Origin of the sequence: Pseudomonas sp. SO81 (assembly GCF_030374125.1) — a bacterium.
Lineage (GTDB): Bacteria > Pseudomonadota > Gammaproteobacteria > Pseudomonadales > Pseudomonadaceae > Aquipseudomonas.
The window spans coordinates 4521895-4546784 of record NZ_CP126126.1 but is presented as its reverse complement, the minus strand read 5'-3'; the positions used below and the strand labels follow the sequence as shown (position 1 = coordinate 4546784).

Annotated in this window: 21 protein-coding genes; 14 read left to right on the top strand and 7 right to left on the bottom strand. The window is 66.8% G+C overall.

What is annotated here, in order from left to right:
- Nucleotides 1–3: 3 nt before the first annotated feature.
- Nucleotides 4–1209: an acetyl-CoA C-acetyltransferase gene (locus tag OH686_RS21730; protein ID WP_289535171.1), complete on the bottom strand. Its 1206-nt coding sequence runs from the start codon at nt 1207–1209 to the stop codon at nt 4–6.
- Nucleotides 1210–1850: 641 nt separating this feature from the next.
- Between OH686_RS21730 and OH686_RS21725 the strand changes: the two genes are divergently transcribed.
- The 6 genes from OH686_RS21725 (at nt 1851) to OH686_RS21700 (ending at nt 5546) form a co-directional block, all read left to right on the top strand.
- Complete coding sequence (locus tag OH686_RS21725) at nt 1851–2204, top strand: rhodanese-like domain-containing protein (protein ID WP_289539114.1); 354 nt, start codon at nt 1851–1853, stop codon at nt 2202–2204.
- 1 nt (nt 2205) lies between these two features.
- Nucleotides 2206–3024 carry a c-type cytochrome gene (locus tag OH686_RS21720; RefSeq protein WP_289535170.1) on the top strand — a complete coding sequence of 273 codons (819 nt, stop codon included), beginning with the start codon at nt 2206–2208 and terminating at the stop codon, nt 3022–3024.
- A 36-nt stretch (nt 3025–3060) separates the two neighbouring features.
- The gene (locus OH686_RS21715; protein WP_289535168.1) at nt 3061–3636 is read left to right on the top strand and encodes a hypothetical protein; all 576 of its coding nucleotides are present in this window, start codon (nt 3061–3063) and stop codon (nt 3634–3636) included.
- Between the two features lie 655 nt (nt 3637–4291).
- A complete protein-coding gene (locus OH686_RS21710) occupies nt 4292–4600 on the top strand; it encodes an NIPSNAP family protein (RefSeq protein ID WP_289535167.1) in 309 nt (102 codons plus the stop codon).
- 359 nt (nt 4601–4959) lie between these two features.
- Nucleotides 4960–5118 (top strand): DUF2986 domain-containing protein, encoded by a 159-nt coding sequence (locus tag OH686_RS21705; protein ID WP_192400358.1) that lies wholly within the window; start codon nt 4960–4962, stop codon nt 5116–5118.
- A gap of 26 nt (nt 5119–5144) precedes the next feature.
- Nucleotides 5145–5546 (top strand): GFA family protein, encoded by a 402-nt coding sequence (locus tag OH686_RS21700; protein ID WP_289535164.1) that lies wholly within the window; start codon nt 5145–5147, stop codon nt 5544–5546.
- Nucleotides 5547–5624: 78 nt separating this feature from the next.
- Here OH686_RS21700 and OH686_RS21695 read toward each other — a convergent pair whose 3' ends face one another.
- Nucleotides 5625–6272 (bottom strand): TetR/AcrR family transcriptional regulator, encoded by a 648-nt coding sequence (locus OH686_RS21695; RefSeq protein ID WP_289535162.1) that lies wholly within the window; start codon nt 6270–6272, stop codon nt 5625–5627.
- A 74-nt stretch (nt 6273–6346) separates the two neighbouring features.
- Here OH686_RS21695 and OH686_RS21690 point away from each other — a divergent pair, with 74 nt between their 5' ends.
- The gene (locus tag OH686_RS21690; RefSeq protein ID WP_289535161.1) at nt 6347–7453 is read left to right on the top strand and encodes a DUF2855 family protein; all 1107 of its coding nucleotides are present in this window, start codon (nt 6347–6349) and stop codon (nt 7451–7453) included.
- A 112-nt stretch (nt 7454–7565) separates the two neighbouring features.
- Here OH686_RS21690 and OH686_RS21685 read toward each other — a convergent pair whose 3' ends face one another.
- The 5 genes from OH686_RS21685 to OH686_RS21665 all read right to left on the bottom strand — a co-directional run bounded on the left by OH686_RS21685 (nt 7566) and on the right by OH686_RS21665 (nt 16820).
- Complete coding sequence (locus OH686_RS21685) at nt 7566–8369, bottom strand: transglutaminase family protein (RefSeq protein WP_289535159.1); 804 nt, start codon at nt 8367–8369, stop codon at nt 7566–7568.
- Complete coding sequence (locus tag OH686_RS21680) at nt 8366–9316, bottom strand: alpha-E domain-containing protein (RefSeq protein ID WP_289535158.1); 951 nt, start codon at nt 9314–9316, stop codon at nt 8366–8368. Before OH686_RS21680 ends, OH686_RS21685 begins: the two co-directional genes overlap by 4 nt.
- A gap of 2 nt (nt 9317–9318) precedes the next feature.
- The gene (locus tag OH686_RS21675; protein ID WP_289535156.1) at nt 9319–10728 is read right to left on the bottom strand and encodes a circularly permuted type 2 ATP-grasp protein; all 1410 of its coding nucleotides are present in this window, start codon (nt 10726–10728) and stop codon (nt 9319–9321) included.
- Between the two features lie 350 nt (nt 10729–11078).
- Nucleotides 11079–11801 carry a type 1 glutamine amidotransferase gene (locus tag OH686_RS21670; RefSeq protein ID WP_137971842.1) on the bottom strand — a complete coding sequence of 241 codons (723 nt, stop codon included), beginning with the start codon at nt 11799–11801 and terminating at the stop codon, nt 11079–11081.
- Nucleotides 11802–11957: 156 nt separating this feature from the next.
- On the bottom strand, nt 11958–16820 hold the full coding sequence (locus tag OH686_RS21665) for an NAD-glutamate dehydrogenase (protein ID WP_289535154.1): 4863 nt from the start codon (nt 16818–16820) through the stop codon (nt 11958–11960).
- 226 nt (nt 16821–17046) lie between these two features.
- On the opposite strand from OH686_RS21665, the gene OH686_RS21660 reads away from it, so the two are divergent.
- The 7 genes from OH686_RS21660 to OH686_RS21630 all read left to right on the top strand — a co-directional run bounded on the left by OH686_RS21660 (nt 17047) and on the right by OH686_RS21630 (nt 24886).
- Nucleotides 17047–17901 carry a DUF1353 domain-containing protein gene (locus tag OH686_RS21660; RefSeq protein ID WP_289535152.1) on the top strand — a complete coding sequence of 285 codons (855 nt, stop codon included), beginning with the start codon at nt 17047–17049 and terminating at the stop codon, nt 17899–17901.
- Between the two features lie 134 nt (nt 17902–18035).
- A complete protein-coding gene (locus tag OH686_RS21655; RefSeq protein WP_137971839.1) occupies nt 18036–18995 on the top strand; it encodes an AAA family ATPase in 960 nt (319 codons plus the stop codon).
- Nucleotides 18996–19023: 28 nt separating this feature from the next.
- The gene (locus OH686_RS21650) at nt 19024–19959 is read left to right on the top strand and encodes a DUF58 domain-containing protein (RefSeq protein WP_502942825.1); all 936 of its coding nucleotides are present in this window, start codon (nt 19024–19026) and stop codon (nt 19957–19959) included.
- Nucleotides 19956–20453, top strand: coding sequence for a DUF4381 domain-containing protein (locus tag OH686_RS21645; RefSeq protein WP_289535148.1), 498 nt, complete (start codon nt 19956–19958; stop codon nt 20451–20453). Before OH686_RS21650 ends, OH686_RS21645 begins: the two co-directional genes overlap by 4 nt.
- Nucleotides 20446–21465: a vWA domain-containing protein gene (locus OH686_RS21640; RefSeq protein ID WP_289535146.1), complete on the top strand. Its 1020-nt coding sequence runs from the start codon at nt 20446–20448 to the stop codon at nt 21463–21465. Before OH686_RS21645 ends, OH686_RS21640 begins: the two co-directional genes overlap by 8 nt.
- Nucleotides 21465–23261, top strand: coding sequence for a VWA domain-containing protein (locus OH686_RS21635; RefSeq protein ID WP_289535145.1), 1797 nt, complete (start codon nt 21465–21467; stop codon nt 23259–23261). Before OH686_RS21640 ends, OH686_RS21635 begins: the two co-directional genes overlap by 1 nt.
- The gene (locus OH686_RS21630; RefSeq protein ID WP_289535143.1) at nt 23258–24886 is read left to right on the top strand and encodes a BatD family protein; all 1629 of its coding nucleotides are present in this window, start codon (nt 23258–23260) and stop codon (nt 24884–24886) included. Before OH686_RS21635 ends, OH686_RS21630 begins: the two co-directional genes overlap by 4 nt.
- The last annotated feature ends 4 nt before the right edge of the window (nt 24887–24890 follow it).

Here is a 24890-nt window from a genome sequence, read left to right as displayed (position 1 = left end):
GCCTCAAACTCTTTCAATAATCGTCGCGATGCCCATGCCGCCGCCGACACACAGCGTGGCCAGGCCGTAGCGCAGCTCGCGCTTCTCCAGCTCGTCGAGCAGGGTGCCGAGGATGGCGCAGCCGGTGGCGCCCAGCGGGTGGCCCATGGCGATGGAGCCGCCGTTGACGTTGACCTTGTCCTCGCTCACGCCCATGTCCTTCATAAACTTCATGACGACGGACGCAAAAGCCTCGTTGACCTCGAACAGGTCGATGTCCTCCACCGAGAGTCCGGCCTTGGCCAGCGCCTTGCGGGTGGCCGGCGCCGGGCCGGTGAGCATGATGGTCGGGTCGGTACTGGTCACGGCGGTGGCGACGATGCGCGCACGCGGCTTCAAGCCCAGCTCCTTGCCCTTGGCCGGGCTGCCGATCAGCATCAGCGCCGCACCGTCGACGATGCCCGAGCTGTTGCCCGGGGTATGCACGTGCTCGATGCGCTCGACGTGGCTGTACACGCGCAGGGCGGTGGAGTCGAAGCCCATCTGGCCCATCATCTCGAAGCTCGGCTTGAGCTTGCCCAGGCCCTCGAGCGTGCTGTCGCCGCGGATAAATTCGTCGTGGTCGAGGATGACGATGCCGTTCTGGTCGGTCACCGGAATCAGCGATTTGTTGAACGAGCCATCAGCGCTGGCGCGTGCGGCCTTTTGCTGCGAGCGCAGGGCGAAGGCGTCCACGTCGCTGCGGTTGAAGCCTTCCAGGGTGGCGATCAGGTCGGCGCCGATGCCCTGCGGCACGAAGTTGGTGTGGATGTTGGTTTCCGGGTCCATCACCCAGGCGCCGCCATCGGAGCCCATCGGCACGCGCGACATGGACTCCACGCCGCCGACCACCACCAGGTCCTCGAAGCCCGAGCGCACCTTCATCGCGCCCATGTTCACCGCTTCCAGGCCAGAGGCGCAGAAACGGTTGAGCTGTACGCCGGAGACGCTGACGTCCCAGTCCGCCACCATCGGCGCGGTCTTGGCGATGTCGGCGCCCTGGTCGCCCACCGGCGTCACGCAGCCGAGCACGATATCGTCGACCTGGCGGGTATCCAGGCTGTTGCGCTCCTGCAGCGCACGCAGCAGGCCGGCCACCAGATTGACTGGCTTGACGCTGTGCAGCGCGCCGTCCTTCTTGCCCTTGCCGCGCGGCGTGCGCACGGCGTCGAAAATATATGCTTCGGTCATGACGTCCTCGGAACATGGCAGCGGCGGATGCCGGGTGGCCTTACCTTAAATCCCTGCCCCGTGGACTCAATGACCGATTCGCTCAGGCCTATTGACCGTTGGGCCCAGACGAGCGGTCCCTTTTTGCTACTGCGTTTCGCTGCAGGCCGCGGCGTGTCTGGCTCAAGGTGTGCGGCCTCATGGAAAGCCCCGAGCCAATAACTACGCGATTCTGCCGATGCCTTTGTAGAAGCGAAGTTGTCTAAGCTGGAAGTGACGAGGCCCCTAGGATTAACGGTGCAAGGTGCCGCCGCCGGGTTTTGCCGGGGCGGCTTTTTTGTCCGAGCCACGGCTATTCTGGCCTCGTCCTGCGACGCAACTGCAGGCCACCGGCCGAAATACCAACAAGAACAAAGGCAGTAGCATCATGTTCAAACAAGCCAAGTACCGGCAGGCGAGCCTCATCGTCCTTGCCACCACCGTTATCCTGATCCTGCCCAACGTGACTCGTCTGGTCGGCTGATCGTTCTTTCCCCGCCGTGGCCCGATGCCGTAGCGCTCGGGCCGCGGAACAACCCCCTCCTGCAATCCACCCTTCCTACTCTCTGCCGCAGACGCCGCTGTGCTAGCGTGGAATTCCGTCCATGCCCGAGGCCATCGCCATGCGTACCCTGCTGCTCAGCCTGTGCCTGTGCCTTCCGCTCGCCGCCCAGGCCGGCGAAATCAACCAGCCCGCCGCCCTGAAAGCCCTGCAACGCAGCGATGCGGTGCTGATCGACGTGCGCACTGAAGAAGAGTTCGCCAGCGGCGCCCTGCCCGGCGCCCACCTGATCCCCCACGAACAGATCGCCCAGCGCATCGCCGCCGTGGCGCCGGACAAGAACGCCCCCATCGTTCTCTACTGCCGCAGCGGCCGCCGCTCCGGCATCGCCCAGGACAACCTGCAGGCACTGGGCTACACCCAGGTGATCAACGCCGGCGGCTACGAACAACTGCAACCCGCACTCAAGGACTGATATGCGCAACCCGCTCAAACACCTCGCCCACCTGCCCCTGCTCGCCGCCCTGCTGGCGCCCGCCGCCTGGGCCGCCGAGCTCAAGCTGGAGCTTGCCGGCGGCAACCGCAGCTGGAGCACCGAACAGCTGCTGAACCACCCGCAGGCGCAGAAGATCGAGATTCCGGCCGATGTGGCCTACAAGCGCGACATGACCTATCGCGCCGTGCCGCTGGCCATCCTGCTCGACGGTGTGCAGCCCGGCGACCACCTGCAAGCCGTGGCCCTGGACGGCTTCGCCGCCGAGCTCCCGGCCGCCCCGCTACTCAGCAACCAGGGCGCCCGCGCCTGGCTGGCGGTGGAAGACCCGGCCCAGCCCTGGCCGGCCCTGGCCACCGGCAAACCCAGCGCCGGGCCCTTCTATCTGGTGTGGCAACACCCGGAAGCCGCGCAGATCGGCCCGGAGCAATGGCCCTTCCAGGTCTCCCACATCCGCCTGCTCAGCCCAGTCGCCCAACGCTTCCCCGCCCTGCTGCCGGCGGCCGACGCCAGCGCCGAAGTACAGGCGGGCTTTGCGGTGTTCCAGAAGAACTGTCTGGCCTGCCACCGCCTGAATGGCGCGGGGGATTCGCACTTCGGGCCGGACCTGAATATTCCGCATAACCCGACGGAGTATTTCTCGGGGGATTTTTTACGGCAGTACATTCGTGATCCGCAGAGCCTACGGAAGTGGCCGCAGGGGCGGATGCCGGGGTTTAGTGAGGAGGTTTTGAGTGATAAGGAGTTGGGGGAGTTGATTGGGTATTTGGGGCATATGGCGGCGCGTAAATCTACTAATTAATAATTCATAACGAACAATCTAGCGACACATATCCTGATGAATCTAAAAATATCCCCGCATGATCCGGAAAAGATTTTGGCGAACCTTCGCTGGATTCAAGAGAGCCTCCCTCTAGCCGAGTTGCCAGAAAAAGTTAGAAACCTCCGAACACGAGCGCTTCGCCAAGCCTTGGAGATGAGACAAGCGGCTCTGTTTTCCCATGGCATGTCCGCCGTCATTCAGAAAAAAGTCAGATTCGCGTTGAAGGAGGAAGCAGACTTCGACGCCATCTGCACATTCGAGCATGAGGGAAAGCAGCTTTTCGCCCCGCTGCAGTTAAAGGAATTAGTCCCTGAACGACTAAATCCCAATAGCAGCTTACAAAGCGAACTAGAAAAACTCCAAAAGTATAAAAACTCTAAAGATCTAATAATCGCATACCATCTAAACAGAAGCTGCAACATAGATATAAGCAAATTGAACCCTCCCAAGGACATTGTTTCCGAGATCTGGATATTCGCAGCCAACAATCCGGAGCAAACCGAATGGTCTCTAACTGGAAACATTCTCTCTAAAAATTACCGTACATATAAATTTGAGCATCCCGCAGCACGAAAACCCGAATGGATTTGAAGCTCCTCTTTTCGCCCTTACGGCGAGTCACTTTCTCTTGTTTGCCCAAGAGAAAGTAACCAAAGAGAAGGGCACCCCGGCATCCGGGTTTCGCTACGCGAAACTTCCCTCCCTCCGGTGCCGCTCCGGGGGCCGGCTTACAAGGGCCGTCCCTGGCCCTTTAAGCCTCTCGCCGCATCCATGCGGCTCGTCCCCCTACGCAACACCTCCACTCGGCCTCCTGACGGGGACTCGGGCTCCGAGTTGCTGGGCAGATTTTTAATCGTTTCGCAGGCTCTGTAAGGGCGAGGTATCCATCACCATTAGGAGAGCACTCACAAACTGTCAGGCAGCGCCAAACGCCCCTTCAGAAGGGTGAGCGGAATCGTCGTGGAAGGGGTTGAGCGGCATGGATGCCGCGAGAGGCGCGATGGGCCAGGGATGGCCCTTCGCGCCGGGCCCCTGGAGCAGCGATGGAGGGAACGAACCCGGAGCGAAGCGCAGGGCCGGATGACGGGGCAAGACCTTTTGGTTCCTTTTGGGGCGACTGCCAAAAGGGACCCGCCCAGCAGGGCGGAACAAATGCTCCAACAAACACGAAAACGAGCAACGGCACGAAACTAGTAACATCGCCGACTCACGGCATCAGCCCAGCCATACAAACAAGGAGATTTAAGTGGTCACCTGCTACCTCAAATACATCCTCGACCCGCAGAAACTCAAAAAATTCGAGCACTACGGAAAGCTCTGGATACCGCTGGTGGAGAAATTCGGCGGCCAACACCATGGCTATTTCCTGCCATCGGAAGGGGCCAACAACATCGGCCTCGCCATGTTCACCTTTCCCAGCCTGGCCGAGTATGAGCAGTATCGAATCAAGTCGGCTGCAGATCCGGAGTGCATTGCCGCGTTCAAATATGCCGCAGATACCCAATGCATCATCAGCTACGAGCGCTCGTTCTTCCGGCCGGTATTCACCGCCTGATATCTAGCAAAACGCCACCCACGAAAAACTATCAGGCAACTCCAAACGCCCCTTCAGGTGGGTGAGCGGAATCGTCGTGTAAGGGGTTGAGCGGCATGGATGCCGCGAGAGGCCCGATGGGCCAGGGATGGCCCTTCGCGCCGGGCCCCTGGAGCGGCGATGGAGGGAACGAACCCGGAGCGAAGCGTAGGGCCGGATGGCGGGGCAAGACCTTTTGGTTCCTTTTGGGGCGACTGCCAAAAGGGACCCGCCCAGCAGGGCGGAACCAACGCTTCAATCAACACGAAAAAGGGCAACGCCTCGATCTGCCACATACTCCAAGCCAACGATGTCCAAACATCTACAAGCCGAGCTGAACCATGAATCGCCGTAAAAAAATCAACCAACTGCTAAAGGCCCACGCCAAAAAGGCCAGCGCCAAGCTCGCTCCCAAGAGCAAAAACAAGTACATCAGCAAAGCCGATCGATTGAAGCTCGCTGCCGAAACCGCTCCGGAGTCAGCAACTCCCGAGAGCTAAGCCCGCCAAGAGTTGGAGACCCACCCATGCACGTTCATGGAAGCTGCCACTGCGGTGGCGTTCAGTACCAAGCCCTGGTCGACCCCGAGCGCACCACCATCTGCCATTGCACCGACTGCCAGAAGCTCACCGGCTCGGCCTACCGCGTCTCGGTGCCGGCGGTCGAAGGCTCGTTTCAGCTGGTCAGCGGAGAGCCGTCCATCTACGTGAAAATCGGCGATGCCGGATCGAGGCGCGCCCAGGCGTTCTGCCCGAATTGCGGCTCGCCGCTTTACACCTATGACGCAGACCAGCCCAAGATCTACGGCCTGCGCGTCGGCTGCCTCGAAGAGCGCCAGGCACTGGTCCCACGCCAGCAGAAATGGTGTCGCTCCGCACTGCCATGGACGCAAAGCCTGACGGCCATGACCCGGCGCGAAGCCGAGTGATCAACCCGGCATAGCCCAGCGCTTTAGAACCAGCAGGCAGCGGATCAGCAAGCGGGCAACGCCTCACGGCTGCCCACCCTACCCTGCACCCTCGGCTCCCGAGGTAATGGCCAGCGCACAGAAGCGCTCCATCTCCCCCGCCCACGCCACCATCCTCTCCGGCTCCAACTGCACCAACATCGCATAGCGCCGCCCACCCCAGACGGCCAGATGCAACGCCTCCAGCGTCCCCACAGACGGCCGCACTGGCAGGTCGACCGAGGCCTGCATCACCCGCTGCCAGGCGCCGAGCAGATCCTCATAGGCACGCCGCTGGTGCTTGCGCTCCGCCACCTGGGATTCCAGCTCCAGCATGTCCGGGTGGAACCAGGGCAGCTCGCCATCCAGGCCAGCCAGCAGCTGCACCAGGCGGCCGAGACGCTCGCGCCAGCTCAGCCCCGCTGGCTGCACTGCCTGCGCCTCGATGCGCTCCAGCAGCGCCTCGATGCAATGCCGCACATAGCCCGAGTGCAGCGCGTGCTTGCTGGGGAAATAGTCATACAGCGTGCCCACCGCCACGCCCGCCTCCAGGGCAATGGCGCGGGTGGTCAGGCGCTGCCAGCCATCGCGTTGCCAAATCCGAACATAGGTGTCGAAAATCGCCTGCACGGTGACCTTGGCGCGCGCCTGGGTCGGTCGCTTGAGCGGCTTGGCGCGTTGTTGCTGGGCGGGTGGTTTGCTGGTCATGGAATCCGAACCCGGGGCTGGGAAGCACAGGCTACAGTCATTTCCCCGTCGACTCACGAGCCCGAGGTGCCCAGATGACCCTGATCAGCCAGCTGCAGAACAACAAGGCCGACCTGCAACAGACCCGCATTCACACCCGCGAGCTGCCGGCGCTCAAGGAGGGCGAGGCCCTGCTGCGCATCAGCCGGCTGGCGCTGACCACCAACAACATCACCTACGCAGCCTTCGGCGAGACCCCGCACCTGCGCTACTGGGACTTCTACCCGACCGGCGACAGCGAATGGTTCCACATGCCGGCCTGGGGCTTTGCCGAGGTGGTCGAGTCCACCGCCGAGGGGCTGGCCAAAGGTGAGCGCTTCTATGGCTTCTGGCCGATCGCCAGCCATGTGGTCATGCAACCGGTGCGGGTCAGCGAGCGCGGTTTCTACGACGGCGCCGCCCACCGCCTGGAGCTGACCTCGGCGTACAACCAGTACCAGCGCACCAGCACCGACGCCGCCTACCGCGCCGCCGACGAGAACTACCAGATGCTGCTGCGTCCGCTGTTCATCACCTCGTTCATGCTGGCGGACTTCCTCGAGGACAACGACTTCTTCGGCGCGCGCCAGGTGGTGATCTCCAGCGCATCGAGCAAGACCGCCTACGGCACCGCCTTCTGCCTGCAGGACAACCCGCGCGTGGCGCTGGTCGGCCTGACCTCGGCGGGCAACACCGGGTTCGTCGAGCAGCTCGGCTGCTACCAGAGCGCGCTGGACTACGGCCAGCTGGAGAGCCTGGACCCGAGCCGGCCGACCCTGTACGTGGACTTCTCCGGCAACCGCGAGCTGCGTGCACGCATCCACCGGCATTTCGCCGGCACCCTGGTGCACGACTGCTATGCCGGCTCGGCGCAGAGCCACGAGCATATCGGCGGCGCCGACCTGCAGTTGCCCGGCCCGCAGCCGCAGCCCTACTTCGCGCCCTACCAGATCAAGAAACGCAACGCCGACTGGGGCGCGGCCGAGGTCACCCGCAAGTTCAACGAGGCGCAGCTCGCCTTTATCCGCCGTGTGGGCGACGCGCAGAAGCCATGGATGCGGGTGGACCAGCATGTCGGCCTGCAAGCCGCGCAGCGGCTGGCCGAGGCATTGATCGCCGGCGATATCGACCCGCTGGCAGGCAATGCGGTGGTGCTGGACTAAGCAGCACGCAGGGATGCGTCGAACAGCGGCTCGAAGGCGAGCGGAGCTCGAGCCCCACCCGCTCTTCCAGGGGGGAGGGGTTAAGAGACGAACGCGCTCCGCGCGCCACGTCTCACTGCTGTTGTTGCTGCGTCTGCATCAGCGCCGCCACATTCACCCGCGCATGCATCTGCTCGCCACCACCACCCCGGCGCATCCCCCGCACCGGACAGGCGTCCAGATAATCCAGCCCCACCGCCAGCTTCAGATGCCGCTCCGGCCGCGCCAGCTCGTTGGTCACATCGAAGCTGTACCAGGCATCGCCCAGCCAGGCCTCGGCCCAGGCATGGCTGGCCAGATGCCCGCTGTCCTCGGTGTACAGGTAGCCCGACACATAGCGCGACGGCACCCCCAGGCTGCGAGCACAGGCCAGGAAGGCATGGGTATGGTCCTGACAGACTCCGGCACGCCCAGCGAAGGCCTCGGCCGCCGTGCTGTCCACCTGGGTGGCGCCAGGTGTGTAGGGCATCTGCGCATGCAGGCCGTGCATCAGGTCGACCAGCCCGTCGCGGTCGTTGCGCCCGGCGCTGCTGGCCCGGGCGAACTCGCGCAGGGCGTCGTCGGCCTGGGTCAAGCGCGTGCTGCGCAGGTACGGCAGTGCCGAGCGGCTGTCGCGCTCGGACTCGCAGTGTTCGTCGATCTCCACCTGGCCACGGGCGCCGATCACCAGCGCCTCGTGCGGCTCGTCCAGGGTCAGCACATGCAGGATGTTGCCGTAGGGATCGCGCTGGGCGCGCACCGGGCGCGGCAGGTCGAGCTGCCAGCTGATCACCCGCTGGCGCGCGCTCTCCTGCGGGGTCAGGCGCAGGTACTGGATGCTCGCGCGCACCTGGTCGTCGTAGTTGTAGGTGGTGTCGTGGCGGATCGAGAGTCTCATACGACCTCCAGATAGGACGTGTGGATGGAGCTGCCCAACTGACGGACGAGCAGGATGAAATCGGTGAGCCAGGTGTGCAGGCCCTCGTCGAGGACCTCGTCGATGCTGGTGTAGCGCAGGCGCGCGTCCAGCTCGGCGGCCATGCGCTGGGCCGAGCGGCCGTTGTCGCCGGGCAGGCCGGCGAGCATCAGGTTGAGCTCCTCCATGCAGGCGCGCAGCGAACGCGGCACCTCGGGGCGCAACAGCAGCAGTTCGGCGATCTTGTGGGTGCGCGGCGAGCCGCGGTAAATCTCGGTGAAGGCCTCGAACGACGATAGCGCCCGGAGCAGCGCGCTCCATTCGTAGTAGCCACGGGCCGAGGTGTCGCTGACCTCGTCGGCGGCCTCGCCGAGCATCTCGTAGCGCGCATCGAGCAGGCGCAGGGTGTTGTCGGCGCGCTCGATGAAGGTGCCCAGGCGGATGAAGCGGTAGGCCTCGCCGCGCATGATGGTGCCGAAGGTGGCGCCACGGAACAGGTGCGAGCGCTCCTTGACCCACTCGCAGAAGCGGCTGATGCCGTAGCGCCCCAGGCCCTCGGCGGCGATGCCGCGTATCTCCAGCCAGGTGGCGTTGATGTTCTCCCACATGTCGGCGGTGATCCGCCCGCGCACGGCGTGGGCGTTGGCCCGAGCGCCCTGCAGGCAGCAGTAGATGCTCGCCGGGTTCTCCGCATCCAGGGCGAAGAAGTGCAGCATGCGCTCGGCGTGCATCTGCCCGTGGCGGCTCAGGTAGTCATCCAGGGTGCCGGTGATCAGCAGCGGCAGGGCCAGTTCGTCGAGGCCGTCGCCACGGCCGTCCTGCGGCATCAGCGACAGCGAATAGCTGACGTCGAGCATGCGCGCGAGGTTCTCGGCGCGCTCCAGGTAGCGCGACATCCAGTAGAGGTCGGAGGCAGTTCTACTCAGCATGCTCAGTCCTCCACCACCCAGGTGTCCTTGGTGCCGCCGCCCTGGGACGAGTTGACCACCAGCGAACCCTCGCGCAGCGCCACGCGGGTCAGGCCGCCTGGCACCAGGCGGGTCTCGCGGCCGGACAGCACGAACGGGCGCAGGTCGATATGGCGCGGGGCGATACCGCTCTCGACGAAGGTCGGGCAGGTCGACAGGCTCAGGGTGGGCTGGGCGATATAGGCCTCCGGCCGCGCTTTCAGGCGCTCGCGGAAGGCCTCGATCTCGGCCTTTGTCGCGGCCGGGCCGACCAGCATGCCGTAGCCGCCGGAGCCCTGGGTTTCCTTGACCACCAGCTCGGGCAGGTTGGCCAGCACGTGGGACAGTTCCTCGGGCTTGCGGCACTGCCAGGTGGGCACGTTCTTGAGGATCGGCTCCTCGTCCAGGTAGAAGCGGATCATCTCGCCGACATAGGGGTAGATCGACTTGTCGTCCGCCACCCCGGTGCCGACCGCGTTGGCCAGCACCAGGTTGCCGCTGCGGTAGGCGGCCAGCAGGCCGGGCACGCCGAGCATGGAGTCCGGGTTGAAGGCCAGCGGGTCGAGGAAGGCGTCGTCCAGGCGGCGGTAGATCACATCCACCGGCTGCGGGCCGGAGGTGGTGCGCATGAACACCCGGTCGTCACGCACGAACAGGTCGGCGCCTTCCACCAGCTCCACGCCCATCTCGCGGGCCAGGAAGGCGTGCTCGAAGTAGGCGCTGTTGAAGCGGCCCGGGGTGAGTACCACCACGCTGGGGCTGTCGATCGGGCTGGAGCTCTTCAGCGTATCCAGCAGCAGGCTCGGGTAGTGGTCGATGGGCGCCACGCGCTGCATGGAGAACAGCTCGGGGAACAGGCGCATCATCATCTTGCGGTCTTCGAGCATGTAGCTGACGCCGCTCGGCGTACGCAGGTTGTCTTCCAGCACGTAGTAGGTGCCGTCGCCGTCGCGCACCATGTCGACCCCGGCGATGTGGGCGTAGATGTCGCGGTGCAGGTCGAGGCCCTGCATCGCCAGCTGGTAGCCCTCGTTGGCCAGTACCTGCTCGGCCGGGATGATGCCGGTCTTGAGGATGCGCTGCTCGTGGTAGATATCGGCGAGGAACATGTTCAGCGCCTTGACCCGCTGGACGCAGCCGGACTCGACGATGCGCCACTCGCTGGCGGGGATGCTGCGGGGAACGGTGTCGAAGGGGATCAGGCGCTCGGTGCCCTGCTCGTCCCCGTAGAGGGTGAAGGTGATACCGGCGCGGTGGAACAGCAGGTCGGCCTCGCGGCGGCGCTGAGCCAGGAGCTCCTCGGGGGTATCCGCCAACCAGCGGGCAAACTCCCGATAGTGCGGGCGGACTGCGCCGCTCGCGTCGTACATCTCATCGTAGAAAGTGCGGGCCATGCCGTACTCCTTGTCACCCGGACAGGAGAGTCATCGCAAGGGCCGTGCCACAGAAATTTATCCAACGATTTCAATCAGTTGAATATTGAAGCGAAGCGCACCGCACCAGCATGGGGCGCTTTGTACGCTCCCTGGCGAGCCGCGCCCCACGGCATGGCAGCATTCTATGAGCGGTATAGGCAGACTCGATTTCCGTGGCCGCAGGCGCGCGGGCAGACTGCGCAGCGTCGGGCGCAAGCCCGGCTCGCTCGGCTCACGAGGCCAGGCGAGCTTGCCCATTGCTCTTCGGTCGGCCTCCCCTAGCCGACTGGCTCCCTGGCCGCCCACGAGGCGGCCTTTTTTATGCCGCCTCAGACCGCCTGGGCCACCGGCTCGCCGAAGGCCAGGCGCAGCCAGTGCTGATAGAAGCCCTCGGCCACCTTGTTCAGCGACGCGATGCGCGCCGGCAGGTCGGCGAGCATCTGCCGCTTGCCCTGCTGGCTGGCCTGGGTCTCGTCGAGCAGGTGCGCCCAGTCCTGCAGCCACCAGCGCACCAGGCCCTCGGTGACTTCCGGATGACCCTGCAGGGCCAGCACCTTGTCGCCCCAGGCGAAGGCCTGGTTCGGGCACCAGGGGCTGGACAGCAACCATTCGGCGCCGGACGGCAGTTCGAAGGTATCGCTGTGCCACTGATAGACGGGGAATTCCTTGGGCAGGTGCGCCAGCCAGGGGCTGCCGCTGTCGCGCCGCACCAGCGGCTGCCAGCCCACCTCGGTGTAGGGCATGCGGTGCACGGCAGCGCCCAGCGCCTTGGCGATCAGCTGGCCGCCCAGGCAGTGGCCGATGATGGGGATGTCGCGGCGAATGAAGTGCTGCAGCGCGGCGATCTCCGCCCCGATCCAGGGCAGGTCGTCGTTGACGCTCATCGGCCCGCCCATCACCGCCACCGCGCGGGGGCGATCCAGGTCATAGCCGTCGAGCTCGTCGAGGTCGGTGCGCAGCACCGTGAAGTCGAGGCCCTGCTCGTCCAGAACGGTGGCGAGGTGGCCCGGAGCACAATAATCGACGTGGGTCAGAATCAGGATGTCGGTCATGACTACTCTCCGTTGTCCGCTTGGCAAGGCAAGGCCCGTGCCGATATGCGGGACCATCCTTGTCTGGCGAACTTAATTGTTTGGAGCAGGCTAACCGAGGCGAAGAAGGCCGGCTAGTGCCGGCCCTCTCCACACCTCCGCGAAGAGGCTGGCGCCTCAGGGAATGCACACCCCCTGCTGGTCGCTCTGCGCCAGGTCCATCAGCTCGCGGCTGGCCACGGTGTACATGGCGTAGTCGGTGCCGGTGGCGGCGCGCAGCTCGGCGAGCATGGCCAGCCAGCGCTGGACCAGGGGCTTGTGCTGCTCCAGCCAGAAGCTCACCCGCTCCTCGATGTCCTTCGGACCGTCGGCCATCTGCAGCACGGCGATGGTGATCGCCCGCTGCTGCCAGTCCAGGTCGTCGCGGAACGCCTCGCGGGCCAGGGCCTGCCAGTTGTTCTCCACCGGCAGGTTGGTGATCTGCTGCAGGTACCAGGACAGTTCCAGCGCACCACCGGTGGCGAAGTAGGCGGTGGCCACGTCCGCCGCCGGCTGGCCGGTGACGTCGGCGGCCTCGATGATCGGCAGCAGGGTGTACAGGTGGCTGGTGCCGGCGACCACGCGGGCCAGCTCCTCCGGCGTGCCGGCCTCGACGAAGCTCTGGTAGCGCGCCAGCCACTGCTCGCGGGCCGGGCCTTCGAGCAGTTCGTCCAGGCGCCCGGCCAGCTCAGCCACGCGCGGGGCGAAGTGGCCGACGTCGCGGGCGGCGTCCAGGTCCTCGCGGCGGCTGCGCAGGAACCAGCGGGTGGCGCGACGACCCAGGCGCATCAGCTCGTCCATCAGCTGCAGCTGCAGCTCGGCCGGCACCTTGTAGTCCAGCGCCTCGATCTGCTTCCACCAGTGCGGCAGGCGGAACACGTCACGCACGATGACATAGGCGCCGGCGACGTTGGCCGCGCTCATGCCGGTGGACTCCTTCAGGCGCTGCACGAAGGTGATGCCCATGTGGTTGACCAGGTCGTTGGCGATCTGGGTGCTGACGATCTCGCGCTTCAGGCGATGGCGACGCATGGCTTCGCCGAACTTCTTGGTCAGCTGCGCCGGGAAGGCGGTTTCCATCTCGCGGGCCAGGTAGTCGTCGTCCGGCACCAGGGATTTGAGCAGCGCTTCCTTGAGGTCGATCTTGCTGTAGGAGATCAGCACCGACAGCTCCGGTCGGGTCAGGCCGCGGCCGTTGGCGGCACGCTCGTTGAGCTCGTCGTCGGTGGGCAGGAACTCCAGGGCGCGGTCCAGCTTGCCGGCGGCCTCCAGCGCGGCCATCAGGCGCTTGTACTCGGCCAGGCGCTCGCGGGCGCGGCGCTGGGCCAGAGACAGGGCCTGGGTCTGCTTGTAGTTGTTGCCCAGCACCAGGTTGCCGACCGCGTCGGTCATCTCGGCCAGCAGCTTGTTGCGCTGCTTGCCGGTCATGTCACCGGCGGCGACGATCTCGCCCAGGAGGATCTTGATGTTCACCTCGTGGTCGGAGCAGTCCACCCCGCCGGCGTTGTCGATGAAGTCGGTGTTGCTGGCGCCGCCGTTGAGGCCGTATTCGACGCGGCCGAGCTGGGTCATGCCGAGGTTGCCGCCCTCGCCCACCACCTTGGCACGCAGTTCATTGCCGTTGACCCGCAGGCCGTCGTTGGCCTTGTCGCCGACGTCGGCGTGGGTCTCGCGGCTGGACTTCACATAGGTGCCGATGCCGCCGTTCCACAGCAGGTCGACCGGCGCCTTGAGCAGTGCGTTGATCAGCTCGGTGGGCGCCAGCTTGTCGGCCTGGATGTCGAAGCGTTCCTTCATCTGCGGGGTGATGGCGATGCTCTTGGCGCTGCGCAGGAAGATGCCGCCACCCTCGGAGATCAGCTTGGTGTCGTAGTCGGCCCAGCTCGAGCGCGGCAGGGCGAACATGCGCTGGCGCTCGACGAAGCTCTTGGCCGCATCCGGGTTGGGGTCGATGAAGATGTGCTGGTGGTTGAACGCCGCCACCATCTGCAGCTGGTCCGACAGCAGCAGGCCGTTGCCGAACACGTCGCCGGCCATGTCGCCGATGCCGATCACCGTGATCGGGTCTTTCTGCACGTCGATGCCGCGCTCGCGGAAGTGGCGCTGTACCGAGACCCAGCCGCCCTTGGCGGTGATGCCCATGCCCTTGTGGTCGTAGCCGGCCGAGCCGCCGGAGGCGAAGGCGTCGCCGAGCCAGAAGCCGTAGTCCAGGGCGATGCCGTTGGCGATGTCGGAGAAGGTCGCGGTGCCCTTGTCCGCCGCCACCACCAGGTAGGGATCATCCGGGTCGTGGCGCACCACGTTCTCCGGCGGCACCACCTTGCCTTCCTTGAGGTTGTCGGTGATGTCGAGCAGGCCGCTGATGAAGATGCGGTAGCAGGCGATGCCCTCGGCCAGTACCTCGTCGCGGTTGCCGCCGACGGGGAGCTTTCTCGGGATAAAGCCGCCCTTGGCGCCCATCGGCACGATCACCGCGTTCTTCACCTGCTGCGCCTTGACCAGGCCCAGCACCTCGGTGCGGAAGTCTTCCTCGCGGTCGGACCAGCGCAGGCCGCCGCGGGCCACGTCGCCGAAGCGCAGGTGCACGCCCTCGACGCGCGGGCAGTAGACGAAGATCTCGAACTTGGGCACCGGCCGCGGGATCTCCGGAATCGCCCGCGGGTTGAGCTTGAAGCTGAAGTAGTGCTTGGGCTGGCCGTCGGCGCCGTTCTGGAAGAAGTTGGTGCGCAGGGTGGCCTTGATCAGGTCCAGGTAGCGCCGCAGGATGCGGTCCTCGTTGAGCACCGCGACGTTGTCGAGGGCGGCGAGGATGGCCTGCTCGAGCTTCTGCTGCTTGTCTTCCAGGTCCTCGGCGGACAGCTTGCGTGCCAGGTAGAAGCGGGTGCGGAACAGGCGCACCAGTTCCTTGGCGATATCGGCGTGGTTGACCAGGGTGCTGGCGATGTAGCCGAGGTCGAAGCCCAGGCGGATCTGCTTGAGGTAGCGGGCGTATGCGCGCAGCAGCGCCACGTCGCGCCAGGGCATGGCGGCGGTCAGCACCAGGCGGTTGAAACCGTCGTTCTCGGCGGCGCCACCGACTATCTGCACGAAGGCGTCCTGCAGGGTCTCGTTGAGCTGCTGGATGTCGACGCTCACCCCTTCGGCGGTGGTGAAGGCGAAGTCGTGAATCCAGTACTCGCGGCCATCGGCGCGGCGCAGCTTGTAGGGGAACTCGCCGAGCACGCGCAGGCCGAGGTTCTCCAGGATCGGCAGCACGTCGGACAGCGGCAGCGGCGTGTCGGCGTGGTACAGCTTGCAGTGCAGTTCCTGGTCGCCCTGGGCCAGCGGCTGGTAGAAGCTCATCACCAGCTGGCGCTCATCGGACAGGCTGAGTAGATGCTGCATGTCCACCACCGCCGAGTGCGGGGCGAAGCGCTCGGTGTAGCCGGCCGGGAAGCCTTTCGGGAAGTCGGCCAGCACCTGGGTGCCCTGGGCCTCGCCGGAGCTCTCGATGATCAGGCTGGCGTAGTCGTCCTTCCACGAACGGCAGGCCTGGATGACTTCCTTCTCGATGCGCGCCGGGTCGATCTGCACGCGGTTCTTCGGGTCGACCTTGAGGATGAACTGCACCCGCGCCAGCACGGATTCGGAGAAGTAGGTCCAGAACTCGCAGTCGCTGGCGCCCAGGCGCTCCATGAGGATCTGCTGGATCTTCAGGCGCGTCTCGGTGGAGTACACGTCGCGCGGCACGTAGGCCAGGCAGTAGGCGAAGCGGCCATAAGGATCGCGGCGGATGAACAGGCGCAGCTTGTTGCGCTCCTGGATCTGCACGATGGCGATGGCGGTGTTGAACAGCTCGTCCACCGGGGTCTGGAACAGGTCGTCGCGCGGCAGCACTTCGAGCACCTGCTCCAGCTCCTTGCCCAGGTGCGCCTTGGGGTCGAAGCCGGAGCGCTCGGAAATCTCCGCCACCTTGCGGCGGATATAGGGGATGCGGCTGACGCTCTCGGCGTACACGGACGAGGTGTACAGGCCCATGAAGCGGCACTCCTTGACCACCTTGCCCTTGGCGTCCAGCTCGCGGATGGAGACGAAGTCCGGGTAGGCCGGGCGGTGCACGCGGCTCGGCGTGGCGGCCTTGGCGAAGGACAGCAGCACCGGCTGGCGCAGGTAATCCAGGGCCTCCTTCTCGATATGCAGCTCGTCCTTCTTCAGCCCGCTGCGCAGGCGCTTGGACAGGCCCAGCAGCGAGGCCTCGTCGTACACCAGATGGCCGCCGTCCTTCTCGTCGACCACGGTGAATTCCTCGTATCCGAGGAAGGTGAAGTGGTTGTCCAGCAGCCAGCTGAGGAAGGTCTTCACTTCCGCCAGCTCGGCGCCGTCGACCTTGAGCTTGGCCTTGTCCAGCCAGGCCAGCAGCTGCTCGGCGCGGGCCTTCATCGGCTGGAAGTCGGCCACCGCCAGGCGTACCTCTTCCAGCACTTCCTGGATGCCCTTCTCCAGGGCACGCAGCTCGCCGACATTGGCGCAGCGGTCGATCTCCAGGTACATCAGCGCTTCGTGCTGCACGTCCTTGCCGGTGCTGCCCTTGCTCAGCAGCTCCTGCAGCTCGCCGCTCTTCTTGCGCTTCACACTGAACACGCTGTTCTGCAGGGTGTGGATGCTGTAGCCGCGGCGGTTCAGCTCCATGCGCACCGAGTCGACCAGGAACGGCAGATCGGCATGCAACACTTCCACCGCGGTGTGGGTGGACTGCCAGCCGTGCTTCTCGTAATCCGGGTTGTAGACGCGCACCACCGGCTTGGCGACGTCGAAGCGTTCGAGCAGGCGCCAGGAGGACAGCGTGCTGCCGGCCAGGTCGCCGAGGCGGCGCTGGGTCAGTTCGTCGAGGGAGACGATGCCGAAGAATTGCTCGGCGAACAGGGCCACTTGTGGCAGCGCCTTGTCGCTGACGTGCTGCGCCAGGGCCGCTTGCAGTTGGTGCTGGAAGTCGGCTTTGCTGGCCGCGGTGAAGAACGCCATGTTGATGCTCCACTGGACTTGTTATTCGAGTTGGGCGCGCGGCGCCTGGGTTTCCAAGCAGTCTAGGCGATAGGCTGGACTCGGCAGGCGCACGCCGACCATCAGGTCACGGCAAGCTTAGCGACAGCCCATGGCAGCTGGATTGCGGCGGCGCGACATATTCGTTCATCGCCTTGCAGCCGCACCGCTGCTAAGGTGCGACTCCACGTAGTCCGGCAGGGAAACCATGCAGTCCCCACTCCGTCGCCATCTGCTCCTCCATTTCGGCAACCTGCTGATCACCGCCGTCGGCCTGGCCCTGCTCGGCCTGGCGGCCTGGTTGCGGCCGAGCCTGATCCAGCCGCTGCTGTGGGCCGGGGTGCCGGTCTACCTCGGCGTGCTGCTGCCACGCTGGATCGGCCGCCGCGAACGCCTGCGCCGCGCCGCCCTGGCGCTGGCCGCGGCCGAGGAGAAGTGGGGTTTTGCCAGCCGCGACCACTGCGGGCCCTGGCTCAACTACATCGACCAGCCCTACCTGCGCCACTGCCCGGAGTTCGCCGGACGCTACTTCTATGGCGAGTGGCTGGTGATCCACGACGGTCTGCTGATCGTCAATCCGGGCCACTCGACCCTGGACGCCCAGCGCCAGGAAGTGCACTACGACTTCGCCCGGCCGAGCACCTACGCCTGGGACGGCTGCACGCCCAAGGTGCCGTTCTACTGGCTGGCGATCATCGGCGTGCCGGACTGGTGGGAGAAGCCGCACCGGGTGCTGCACCTGCATGGCGGCGAGCTCTGCGAAGCCGACGTGTTCTGGCCGCTGACCCATCCGGCGAGCCTGGTGCACGACGCGCTGTACCAGTACCTGAACGCCGCGCCGGTGGCCAAGCACGAGGCCGACCTGCTGTTCTTCCGCATGCTGCGCGAGGCCGGCATGCTCTGGCTGCCGGCCTTCTCCTATTACCTGGCGGTGCGTCTACTCGGTGCGCCGGATGTGCGCGGCCCACGCCCGCAGAACAGCACCCTGCGCTGCACCAGCGCCCTGCCCGGCCTGGGCCGGCCGGCGGCAGCGAACTTAGCCGAGGAGCGGCAGCCCGCTTGAGCCATACCCGGCAAGCGGAACTGGTCGGCAGAGCAGTTCCAGGAGCATGCAAGCGCCCCCGCCGATGCAGTAGAGTTAGCACCCCGATCGGGTGAGTTCGGCAACCCGTCAGTCCCTTTCCAGGAAGATTCTCGATGGAACATCGTGAGGCGCTTGTCGCGCTGCGGCAATTTCTCGCTACCCAGATCCTCGGCCAGGAAAAGCTCATCGAGCGCCTGCTGATCGCCCTGCTCGCCGACGGCCACCTGCTGGTGGAAGGCGCCCCGGGCCTGGCCAAGACCAAGGCCATCAAGGAACTGGCGGAAGGCATCGAGGCCGAGTTCCACCGCATCCAGTTCACTCCCGACCTGCTCCCGGCCGACATCACCGGCACCGAGATCTACCGTCCGGAAACCGGCAGCTTCGTGTTCCAGCAGGGGCCGATCTTCCACAACCTGGTGCTGGCCGACGAGATCAACCGCGCCCCGGCCAAGGTACAGTCGGCGCTGCTGGAGGCCATGGCCGAGCGCCAGGTCAGTATCGGTCGCTCGACCTACGACCTGTCACCGCTGTTCCTGGTCATGGCCACCCAGAACCCCATCGAGCAGGAAGGCACCTACCCGCTGCCCGAGGCCCAGCTCGACCGTTTCCTGATGCACGTGAAGATCGGTTTCCCGGACGCCAGCGTGGAACGCAAGATCCTCGCCCAGGCTCGCGGCGATGCGCTGAATGGCGAGGCCAAACCGGAGCACCGGGTCAGCCAGCAGGCGATCTTCGCCGCCCGCCAGGAAATCCTCGGCCTCTATATGGCTGACGCCGTGGAGGAGTACCTGGTGCAGCTGGTGATGGCCACCCGCACCCCGGCCAAGCACGACGCCGAACTGGCCGAGTGGATCGCCTACGGCGCCAGCCCGCGCGGCTCCATCGCCCTCGACCGCTGTGCCCGCGCCCACGCCTGGCTGGCCGGTCGCGACTTCGTCAGCCCCGAGGACATCCAGGCGGTGCTGTTCGACGTGCTGCGCCACCGCATCATCCTGTCGTTCGAGGCGGAAGCCGCCGGCATCGACCAGGACCGCGTGGTGCAGCGCATCCTCGACGTGGTGGCGGTGGCCTGACGGCCGCCGGCGAGCCTTTTCCATGCACATGCAACCGACCCCGCCGGGCATCCGCGTCAGCCTCGCCGAGCTGATCGAGATGCGCCACCGCGTGCGCGAGGTGCAGCTGTTCTCCACCCCGGCCAAGCGCAGTCCGCTGATCGGCCTGCACCACTCCAAGCTGCGCGGGCGCGGCGTCGACTTCGACCAGGTGCGCGTGTACCAGGCCGGCGATGACGTGCGCACCATCGACTGGCGCGTCACCGCACGCACCCAGGAGCCGCACACCAAGCTGTTCCACGAGGAGCGCGAGCGGCCGATCTTCATCATGGTCGAGCAGAGCCGCCGGCTGTTCTTCGGCTCGACCCTGCAGTTCAAGTCGGTGCTCGCCGCCCAGGCCGCCAGCCTGTTCGGCTGGGCCGCCCTGGCGCACAACGACCGCATCGGCGGCCTGGTGTTCGGCGATGCCGAGCACCACGAGATCAAGCCGCGGCGCAGCAAGCAGAGCCTGCTGCAGCTGCTCAACCGCCTGACCCGCGCCAACCAGGGCCTGCATCCGGACGCCGCCGGCGAGCGTGACAGCTTCGGCCTGGCCCTGCGCCGCGCACGCGAGGTGCTGCGCCCGGGCAGCCTGGTGATCATCGTCTGCGACGAGCGCACGCTGAACGACTCCGCCGAACAGCAGCTCGGCCTGCTGGCGCGCCATACCGACCTGGTGCTGCTGCCGGTGTCCGACCCGCTCGACCACGACCTGCCCAACGCCGGCCTGCTGCGTTTCATAGAGCGCGGCGCGCAGCTGGAACTGGACACCCGCGGCGACGACCTGCGCGTCGCCTACGGCGGTCTGGCCGAACAGCGCCGCGCGCGCTGGCAGCGCCTGGCGCAGAAGCTCGGCGTGCCGCTGCTGGCGCTGAGCACCGCGCAGGACCTGGTGGAGCAGCTGCGCGACCACCTCACCGGCCCCCAGGCGGGCAAGCGCGCATGAACCCGCTCGACCAGCTGCAACCGACCATCGCTCCGCCACCTGTGTCCTGGTGGCCGCTGGCGCCCGGCTGGTGGGCGCTGCTGGTGCTGATCCCGTTGCTGCTCTGGGGCCTGTGGTACCTGCGCCGCTACCTGCCACGCCGCCAGCAGCAGGCGCTGCAGAGTGAACAGCCGCTCGACCCAATGCGCCAGGCCGCCCTGGCCGAACTGGCGCGCCTGGTGCGGCCCTACGATGGCCAGCACGCCGGCCCCTGGCTGCAGCAGCTCAACGCCCTGCTCAAGCGCCTGGCCCGCGCCGACTACCCCACGGACAACAGCCATGTGCTCAGCGGCCGCGCCTGGCTGGCCTTCCTCGACAGCCGCTGCCCGGCCGCCGGGCTGACCCGCTGGATGATTCTGGTGGAAGGCACCTACCGCAGCCACTGCAGCCTCGACGACAAGGCCATCAACGGCCTCAACCAGGCCGTCGACACCTGGATTCGCAAGCATGTTTGAGTTCGCCTGGCCCTGGGCCCTGCTCCTCGCTCCCCTGCCCTGGCTGCTGCGTCTGCTGCTGCCGGCGGCCGACAGCGGCGAGGCGGCGCTCAAGGTCAGCTTCCTCGGCGAGCTGGAAGGCCTCAGCGGCCGCCGCGCCCGCGCCAACCAGCCGGCCTGGCGCCAGCAGGCGCCCTTCGTGCTGCTGTGGATGTTCCTGCTGCTGGCCGCGGCCCGCCCGGAATGGGTCGGCGAGCCGCTGCCTCTGCCGGCCAGCGGCCGCGACCTGCTGCTGGCAGTGGACGTGTCCGGCTCCATGGACCACGACGACATGCAGTGGGAAGGCGAAGACATCTCGCGCCTGGAGCTGGTGAAGAAGCTGTTCGGCGACTTCGTCGAGGACCGCCGCGGCGACCGCATCGGCCTGATCCTGTTCGGCAGCCGCGCCTACCTGCAGTCGCCGCTGACCTTCGACCGCCACACCGTGCGCACCTGGCTGGACGAGGCGCTGATCAACATCGCCGGGCCGCAGACCGCCATCGGCGACGCCATCGGCCTGGCGGTCAAACGCCTGCGCCAGCGCCCGGCCGACAGCCGCGTGCTGGTGCTGATCACCGACGGCGCCAACAACGGCGGCGAGATCGAGCCCAAGACCGCCGCGCGCCTGGCCGCCGAGCAGAAGGTCAAGATCTACACCATCGGCATCGGCGCCGATCCCGAGCAGAGCGGAATCATGGGCATGCTCGGGCTGAACCCGGGCGTGGACCTGGACGAGGCGACCCTGATCGACATCGCCGAACAGACCGGCGGCACCTATTTCCGCGCCCGCACCAGCGAGGAGCTGCAGCAGATCGAGGAGGCCCTCGACCAGCTGGAGCCGGCCGCCCAGCTGCCGACCCGCGCCCGCCCGGCGCTGGCCCTGTATGCCTGGCCGCTGGCCGCGGCGCTGCTGATCAGCCTGCTGCTGGTGGCCCGCGAACTGTGGCCGCAGCACTGGCAGACGCTGACCTCGCGCTTCGGGGGGTCGGCCTGATGGACATGCTCTGGCCGCACTGGCTGCGCCCGTTCTGGCTGCTCCTGCTGCCACTCCTCGGCTGGCTGCTGTGGCAACTGTGGCACCGCGAGCGGCGCAGCGGGCGCTGGCAGCTGCTGTTGCCGGCCGCTTTCCAGGCCGTGCTGCTGTCCGGCGGCCGCACCCGCAACAATCGCCTGCCGTGGGTCGCCCTCGGCCTGGCCTGGCTGCTCGCCCTGCTGGCCCTGCTCGGGCCCAGCTGGCAGCGCATGGAGCAGGCCAGCCAGAAGCGCGCCGACCCGCTGGTGGTGCTGCTCGAACTGACCCCGGCGATGCTCGCCACCGACGCCGCGCCGAGCCGCCTGGAACAGGCCAAGCGCAAGCTGCTCGACCTGCTGCAGGCGCGCAACGACGCGCAGACCGCGATCATCGTCTATGCCGGCAGCGCCCACACCCTGGTGCCGCTGTCCGACGACCTGGCCACCGCGCGCAACCTGCTGGAGGCGGTCAAGCCGTCGATCATGCCCGAGCCTGGCCGCCGCGCCGATCTGGCGGTGAGCCGCGCTCTGGAGCTGCTCGATCATGGCGCCCAGGGCCGCGGCCGGCTGTTGCTGATCGGCAGCGAGATGAGCGCGGAAGAGCGCGACGGTGCGCGCCAGGCCCTCGGCAGTCGCGGCGAGCGCCTGGCCATCCTCGGCATCGGCTCGCCCCAGGGCGCGCCGATCCGTGGCGAGGACGGCAGTTTCCTCAAGGACGCCGACGGCGCCATCCTGGTGCCGCGCCTGGACAGCGCCGGCCTGCGCCAGTTCGCCAACGAACTGGGCGGCCAGTACCGCAGCGCACGCCTGGACGACCGCGACCTGCAGGCCCTCGATCTGCTCGACGGCCCGCAGGAGTTGCGCGAGGGCGCCGAACCCACCCAGTTGCAGGCCTGGGCCGACCAGGGCCACTGGCTGCTGTTGCCGCTGCTGCTGATCGCCGCCTGCGCCGGGCGCCGCGGCTGGCTGTTCTGCCTGCCGCTGCTGTTGTTGGTCAGCCCGCAACCGAGCTACGCGCTGGGCTGGGATGACCTGTGGCTGCGCCCGGACCAGCAGGGCCAGCGCCTTCTCGAGGCGGACAAGGCCAAGGAGGCCGCCAGCCGCTTCCGCGATCCGCAGTGGCAGGGCGAGGCGCTGTATCGCGCCGGTGACTATGCCGGTGCCGCCGAACGCTTCGCCCAGTCCGACAGCGCCATCGCCCACTACAACCGCGGCAACGCCCTGGCCAAGGGCAACGAGCTGGAAGCGGCGCTGGACGCCTACGAGCAGGCCCTGGAGCGCCAGCCGGAGCTGCAGCCAGCGCAGCAGAACAAGGCGCTGGTCGAGCAGTTGCTGCGCCAGCAAAAGCAACAACAGCAACAACAGCAACAACAGCAACAGCAATCGCAGCAGGGCGACGAGCAGCAGCAGGACCAGCAGCAGTCCTCTTCCAGCCAGTCGCCATCCGCGCAGCCGCAACAGTCGGACGATCAACAGCAGTCCGCGCAACAGGGCCAGAAGGACAAGGAAGGCCAGCAGCAGTCGCAACAGCAGCAGGGCCAGGAAGGTCAGAACGGCCAGCAGAACGCCCAGGAACAGACCGCCCAGCCCGGCGAGCAGCAGGCGGGCGCCGGCGACAAGCCGGCAGACGCCACCCAGACCGCCAGCGCCGAGCCGCTGGACGGCGAACAGCGCGATGCGCTGGAACAATGGCTGCGGCAGATTCCGGACGATCCGGGCGAGCTGCTGCGGCGCAAATTCCTCTACGAACAACAGCAGCGCCAGGAACAGTCCCGATGAAACGCCTGCTTTGCGCCCTCCTCCTCTGCCTGATCGGCACCCAGGCCTGGGCCGCCAGCTTCTCCGCCACCGTCGACCGTGCACGCCTGAACGAAGGCGAGACCTTCGACCTGATCCTCGAATCGGAGGACGTCACCCAGTTCGGCATGCCGGACCTGGCGCCGCTCAAGCAGCAGTTCGAAGTGGTCAGCACGCGCCAGGAAAACCGCCTGTCCTCCTTCGGCGGCAAGGCGCGCTCGAGCACCCGCTGGATCGTCACACTGCTGCCACTGCAGAGCGGCTACGTGGTGGTGCCGCCGCTCAAGCTGGGTGATGCGCAGAGCCAGCCAATCACCCTGCAGGTGGTCAAGGGCGACGCCAGCGGCAGCGGCAAGCTGGCGCCGATCTTCATCGACGCCAGCCTGGATCAGGAAAGCGTCTACGTGCAGGCACAGGTGCTGCTGACCCTACGCATCTATCACTCGGTATCGCTGTACGACGACAGCAGCCTGACCCCGCTGAACATTCCCGACGCCCGCGTCGAGCAGCTGGGCGACCCGCGCACCTTCGAGACCGACGTCAACGGCGTGCGCCACGGCGTGATCGAGCTGCGCTACGCGATCTTCCCGCAGCAGAGCGGCCAGCTGACCATTCCGTCCCAGGTGTTCAGCGCCACTCCGGCCGTGCGCGACAACGACTACAACCCCTTCGGCCCGCGTCCGGGCCGCCTGACCCGTGTCCAGTCGCCGGAGATTCCGCTGACGGTCAAACCGCGCCCCGCCAGCTGGCCGGCCGACGCCCCCTGGCTGCCGGCCCGCGACTTGAGCCTGAGCGAGGCCTGGAACCCGGAACCGAACAAGGCCAGCGTCGGCGACTCGCTGACTCGCAGCATCATGCTGCGCGCCGAGGGCCTGTCCAGCGCCCAGCTGCCCCCCATGCCGGTGCAGGACAGCCCCGGCCTGCGTCGCTACCCGGACCAGCCGCAGCTGCGCAACGAGACCAACGACAAGGGCCTGATCGGCAGCCGCGAGGAAAGCCAGGCCCTGGTGCCGAGCCAGAGCGGACGCATCACCCTGCCGGAAGTACGGGTGCACTGGTGGAACGTCAGCGAGGATCGCCTGGAGGTCGCCAGCCTGCCGGCACGCACCCTGGAAGTGGCGGTCAATCCGAACCTGGAAGTGGAGGCCCCGGTCGGCGGCCAGCCCGTGCTGGCTGGCGACGGCACGGTGCTGCTGTGGCCCTGGCAGCTGGCCTGCGCCCTGCTGGCCCTGACCACCGCCCTGGGCTTCGGTCTGTGGTGGCGCGCCCGCCGCCAGCCGGCGATCCTGCCCACCGCGCAGACCGGTCCCAGCCCGCGCACCCTGCTCGACGATCTCAAGCGCGCCTGCCTGGCCAACGACCCCCATGCCACCCGCCAGGCCCTGGACGCCTGGGCCCGCCAGCAACCGGAAACCCTGGCCGACATGGCCGCGCGCTTCGCCACCCTGTCGGACGCCCTCGACGGCCTCAACGGCGCGCTGTACAGCGAGAGCGGCCACCAGTGGCAAGGTGAGAGCCTGTGGAAGGCCATCCGCAGCCTGCCGGCCCTGGAAGCCGCGGCCAAGCCGCAGGAAGCCAGCCCGCTGCCGCCACTGTACCCACGCTGACCAA

What these genes read in the sequence shown, in the direction of transcription:
- OH686_RS21650 (WP_502942825.1), top strand. Translation starts at nt 19,024, where the DNA reads ATGCAACCGACCCCGCCGGGCATCCGCGTCAGCCTCGCCGAGCTGATC.
- OH686_RS21685 (WP_289535159.1), bottom strand. Translation starts at nt 8,369, where the DNA reads ATGAGACTCTCGATCCGCCACGACACCACCTACAACTACGACGACCAG.
- OH686_RS21715 (WP_289535168.1), top strand. Translation starts at nt 3,061, where the DNA reads ATGAATCTAAAAATATCCCCGCATGATCCGGAAAAGATTTTGGCGAAC.
- OH686_RS21645 (WP_289535148.1), top strand. Translation starts at nt 19,956, where the DNA reads ATGAACCCGCTCGACCAGCTGCAACCGACCATCGCTCCGCCACCTGTG.
- OH686_RS21695 (WP_289535162.1), bottom strand. Translation starts at nt 6,272, where the DNA reads ATGACCAGCAAACCACCCGCCCAGCAACAACGCGCCAAGCCGCTCAAG.
- OH686_RS21670 (WP_137971842.1), bottom strand. Translation starts at nt 11,801, where the DNA reads ATGACCGACATCCTGATTCTGACCCACGTCGATTATTGTGCTCCGGGC.
- OH686_RS21630 (WP_289535143.1), top strand. Translation starts at nt 23,258, where the DNA reads ATGAAACGCCTGCTTTGCGCCCTCCTCCTCTGCCTGATCGGCACCCAG.
- OH686_RS21700 (WP_289535164.1), top strand. Translation starts at nt 5,145, where the DNA reads ATGCACGTTCATGGAAGCTGCCACTGCGGTGGCGTTCAGTACCAAGCC.
- OH686_RS21660 (WP_289535152.1), top strand. Translation starts at nt 17,047, where the DNA reads ATGCAGTCCCCACTCCGTCGCCATCTGCTCCTCCATTTCGGCAACCTG.
- OH686_RS21690 (WP_289535161.1), top strand. Translation starts at nt 6,347, where the DNA reads ATGACCCTGATCAGCCAGCTGCAGAACAACAAGGCCGACCTGCAACAG.
- OH686_RS21680 (WP_289535158.1), bottom strand. Translation starts at nt 9,316, where the DNA reads ATGCTGAGTAGAACTGCCTCCGACCTCTACTGGATGTCGCGCTACCTG.
- OH686_RS21655 (WP_137971839.1), top strand. Translation starts at nt 18,036, where the DNA reads ATGGAACATCGTGAGGCGCTTGTCGCGCTGCGGCAATTTCTCGCTACC.
- OH686_RS21720 (WP_289535170.1), top strand. Translation starts at nt 2,206, where the DNA reads ATGCGCAACCCGCTCAAACACCTCGCCCACCTGCCCCTGCTCGCCGCC.
- OH686_RS21675 (WP_289535156.1), bottom strand. Translation starts at nt 10,728, where the DNA reads ATGGCCCGCACTTTCTACGATGAGATGTACGACGCGAGCGGCGCAGTC.
- OH686_RS21640 (WP_289535146.1), top strand. Translation starts at nt 20,446, where the DNA reads ATGTTTGAGTTCGCCTGGCCCTGGGCCCTGCTCCTCGCTCCCCTGCCC.
- OH686_RS21725 (WP_289539114.1), top strand. Translation starts at nt 1,851, where the DNA reads ATGCGTACCCTGCTGCTCAGCCTGTGCCTGTGCCTTCCGCTCGCCGCC.
- OH686_RS21635 (WP_289535145.1), top strand. Translation starts at nt 21,465, where the DNA reads ATGGACATGCTCTGGCCGCACTGGCTGCGCCCGTTCTGGCTGCTCCTG.
- OH686_RS21730 (WP_289535171.1), bottom strand. Translation starts at nt 1,209, where the DNA reads ATGACCGAAGCATATATTTTCGACGCCGTGCGCACGCCGCGCGGCAAG.
- OH686_RS21705 (WP_192400358.1), top strand. Translation starts at nt 4,960, where the DNA reads ATGAATCGCCGTAAAAAAATCAACCAACTGCTAAAGGCCCACGCCAAA.
- OH686_RS21665 (WP_289535154.1), bottom strand. Translation starts at nt 16,820, where the DNA reads ATGGCGTTCTTCACCGCGGCCAGCAAAGCCGACTTCCAGCACCAACTG.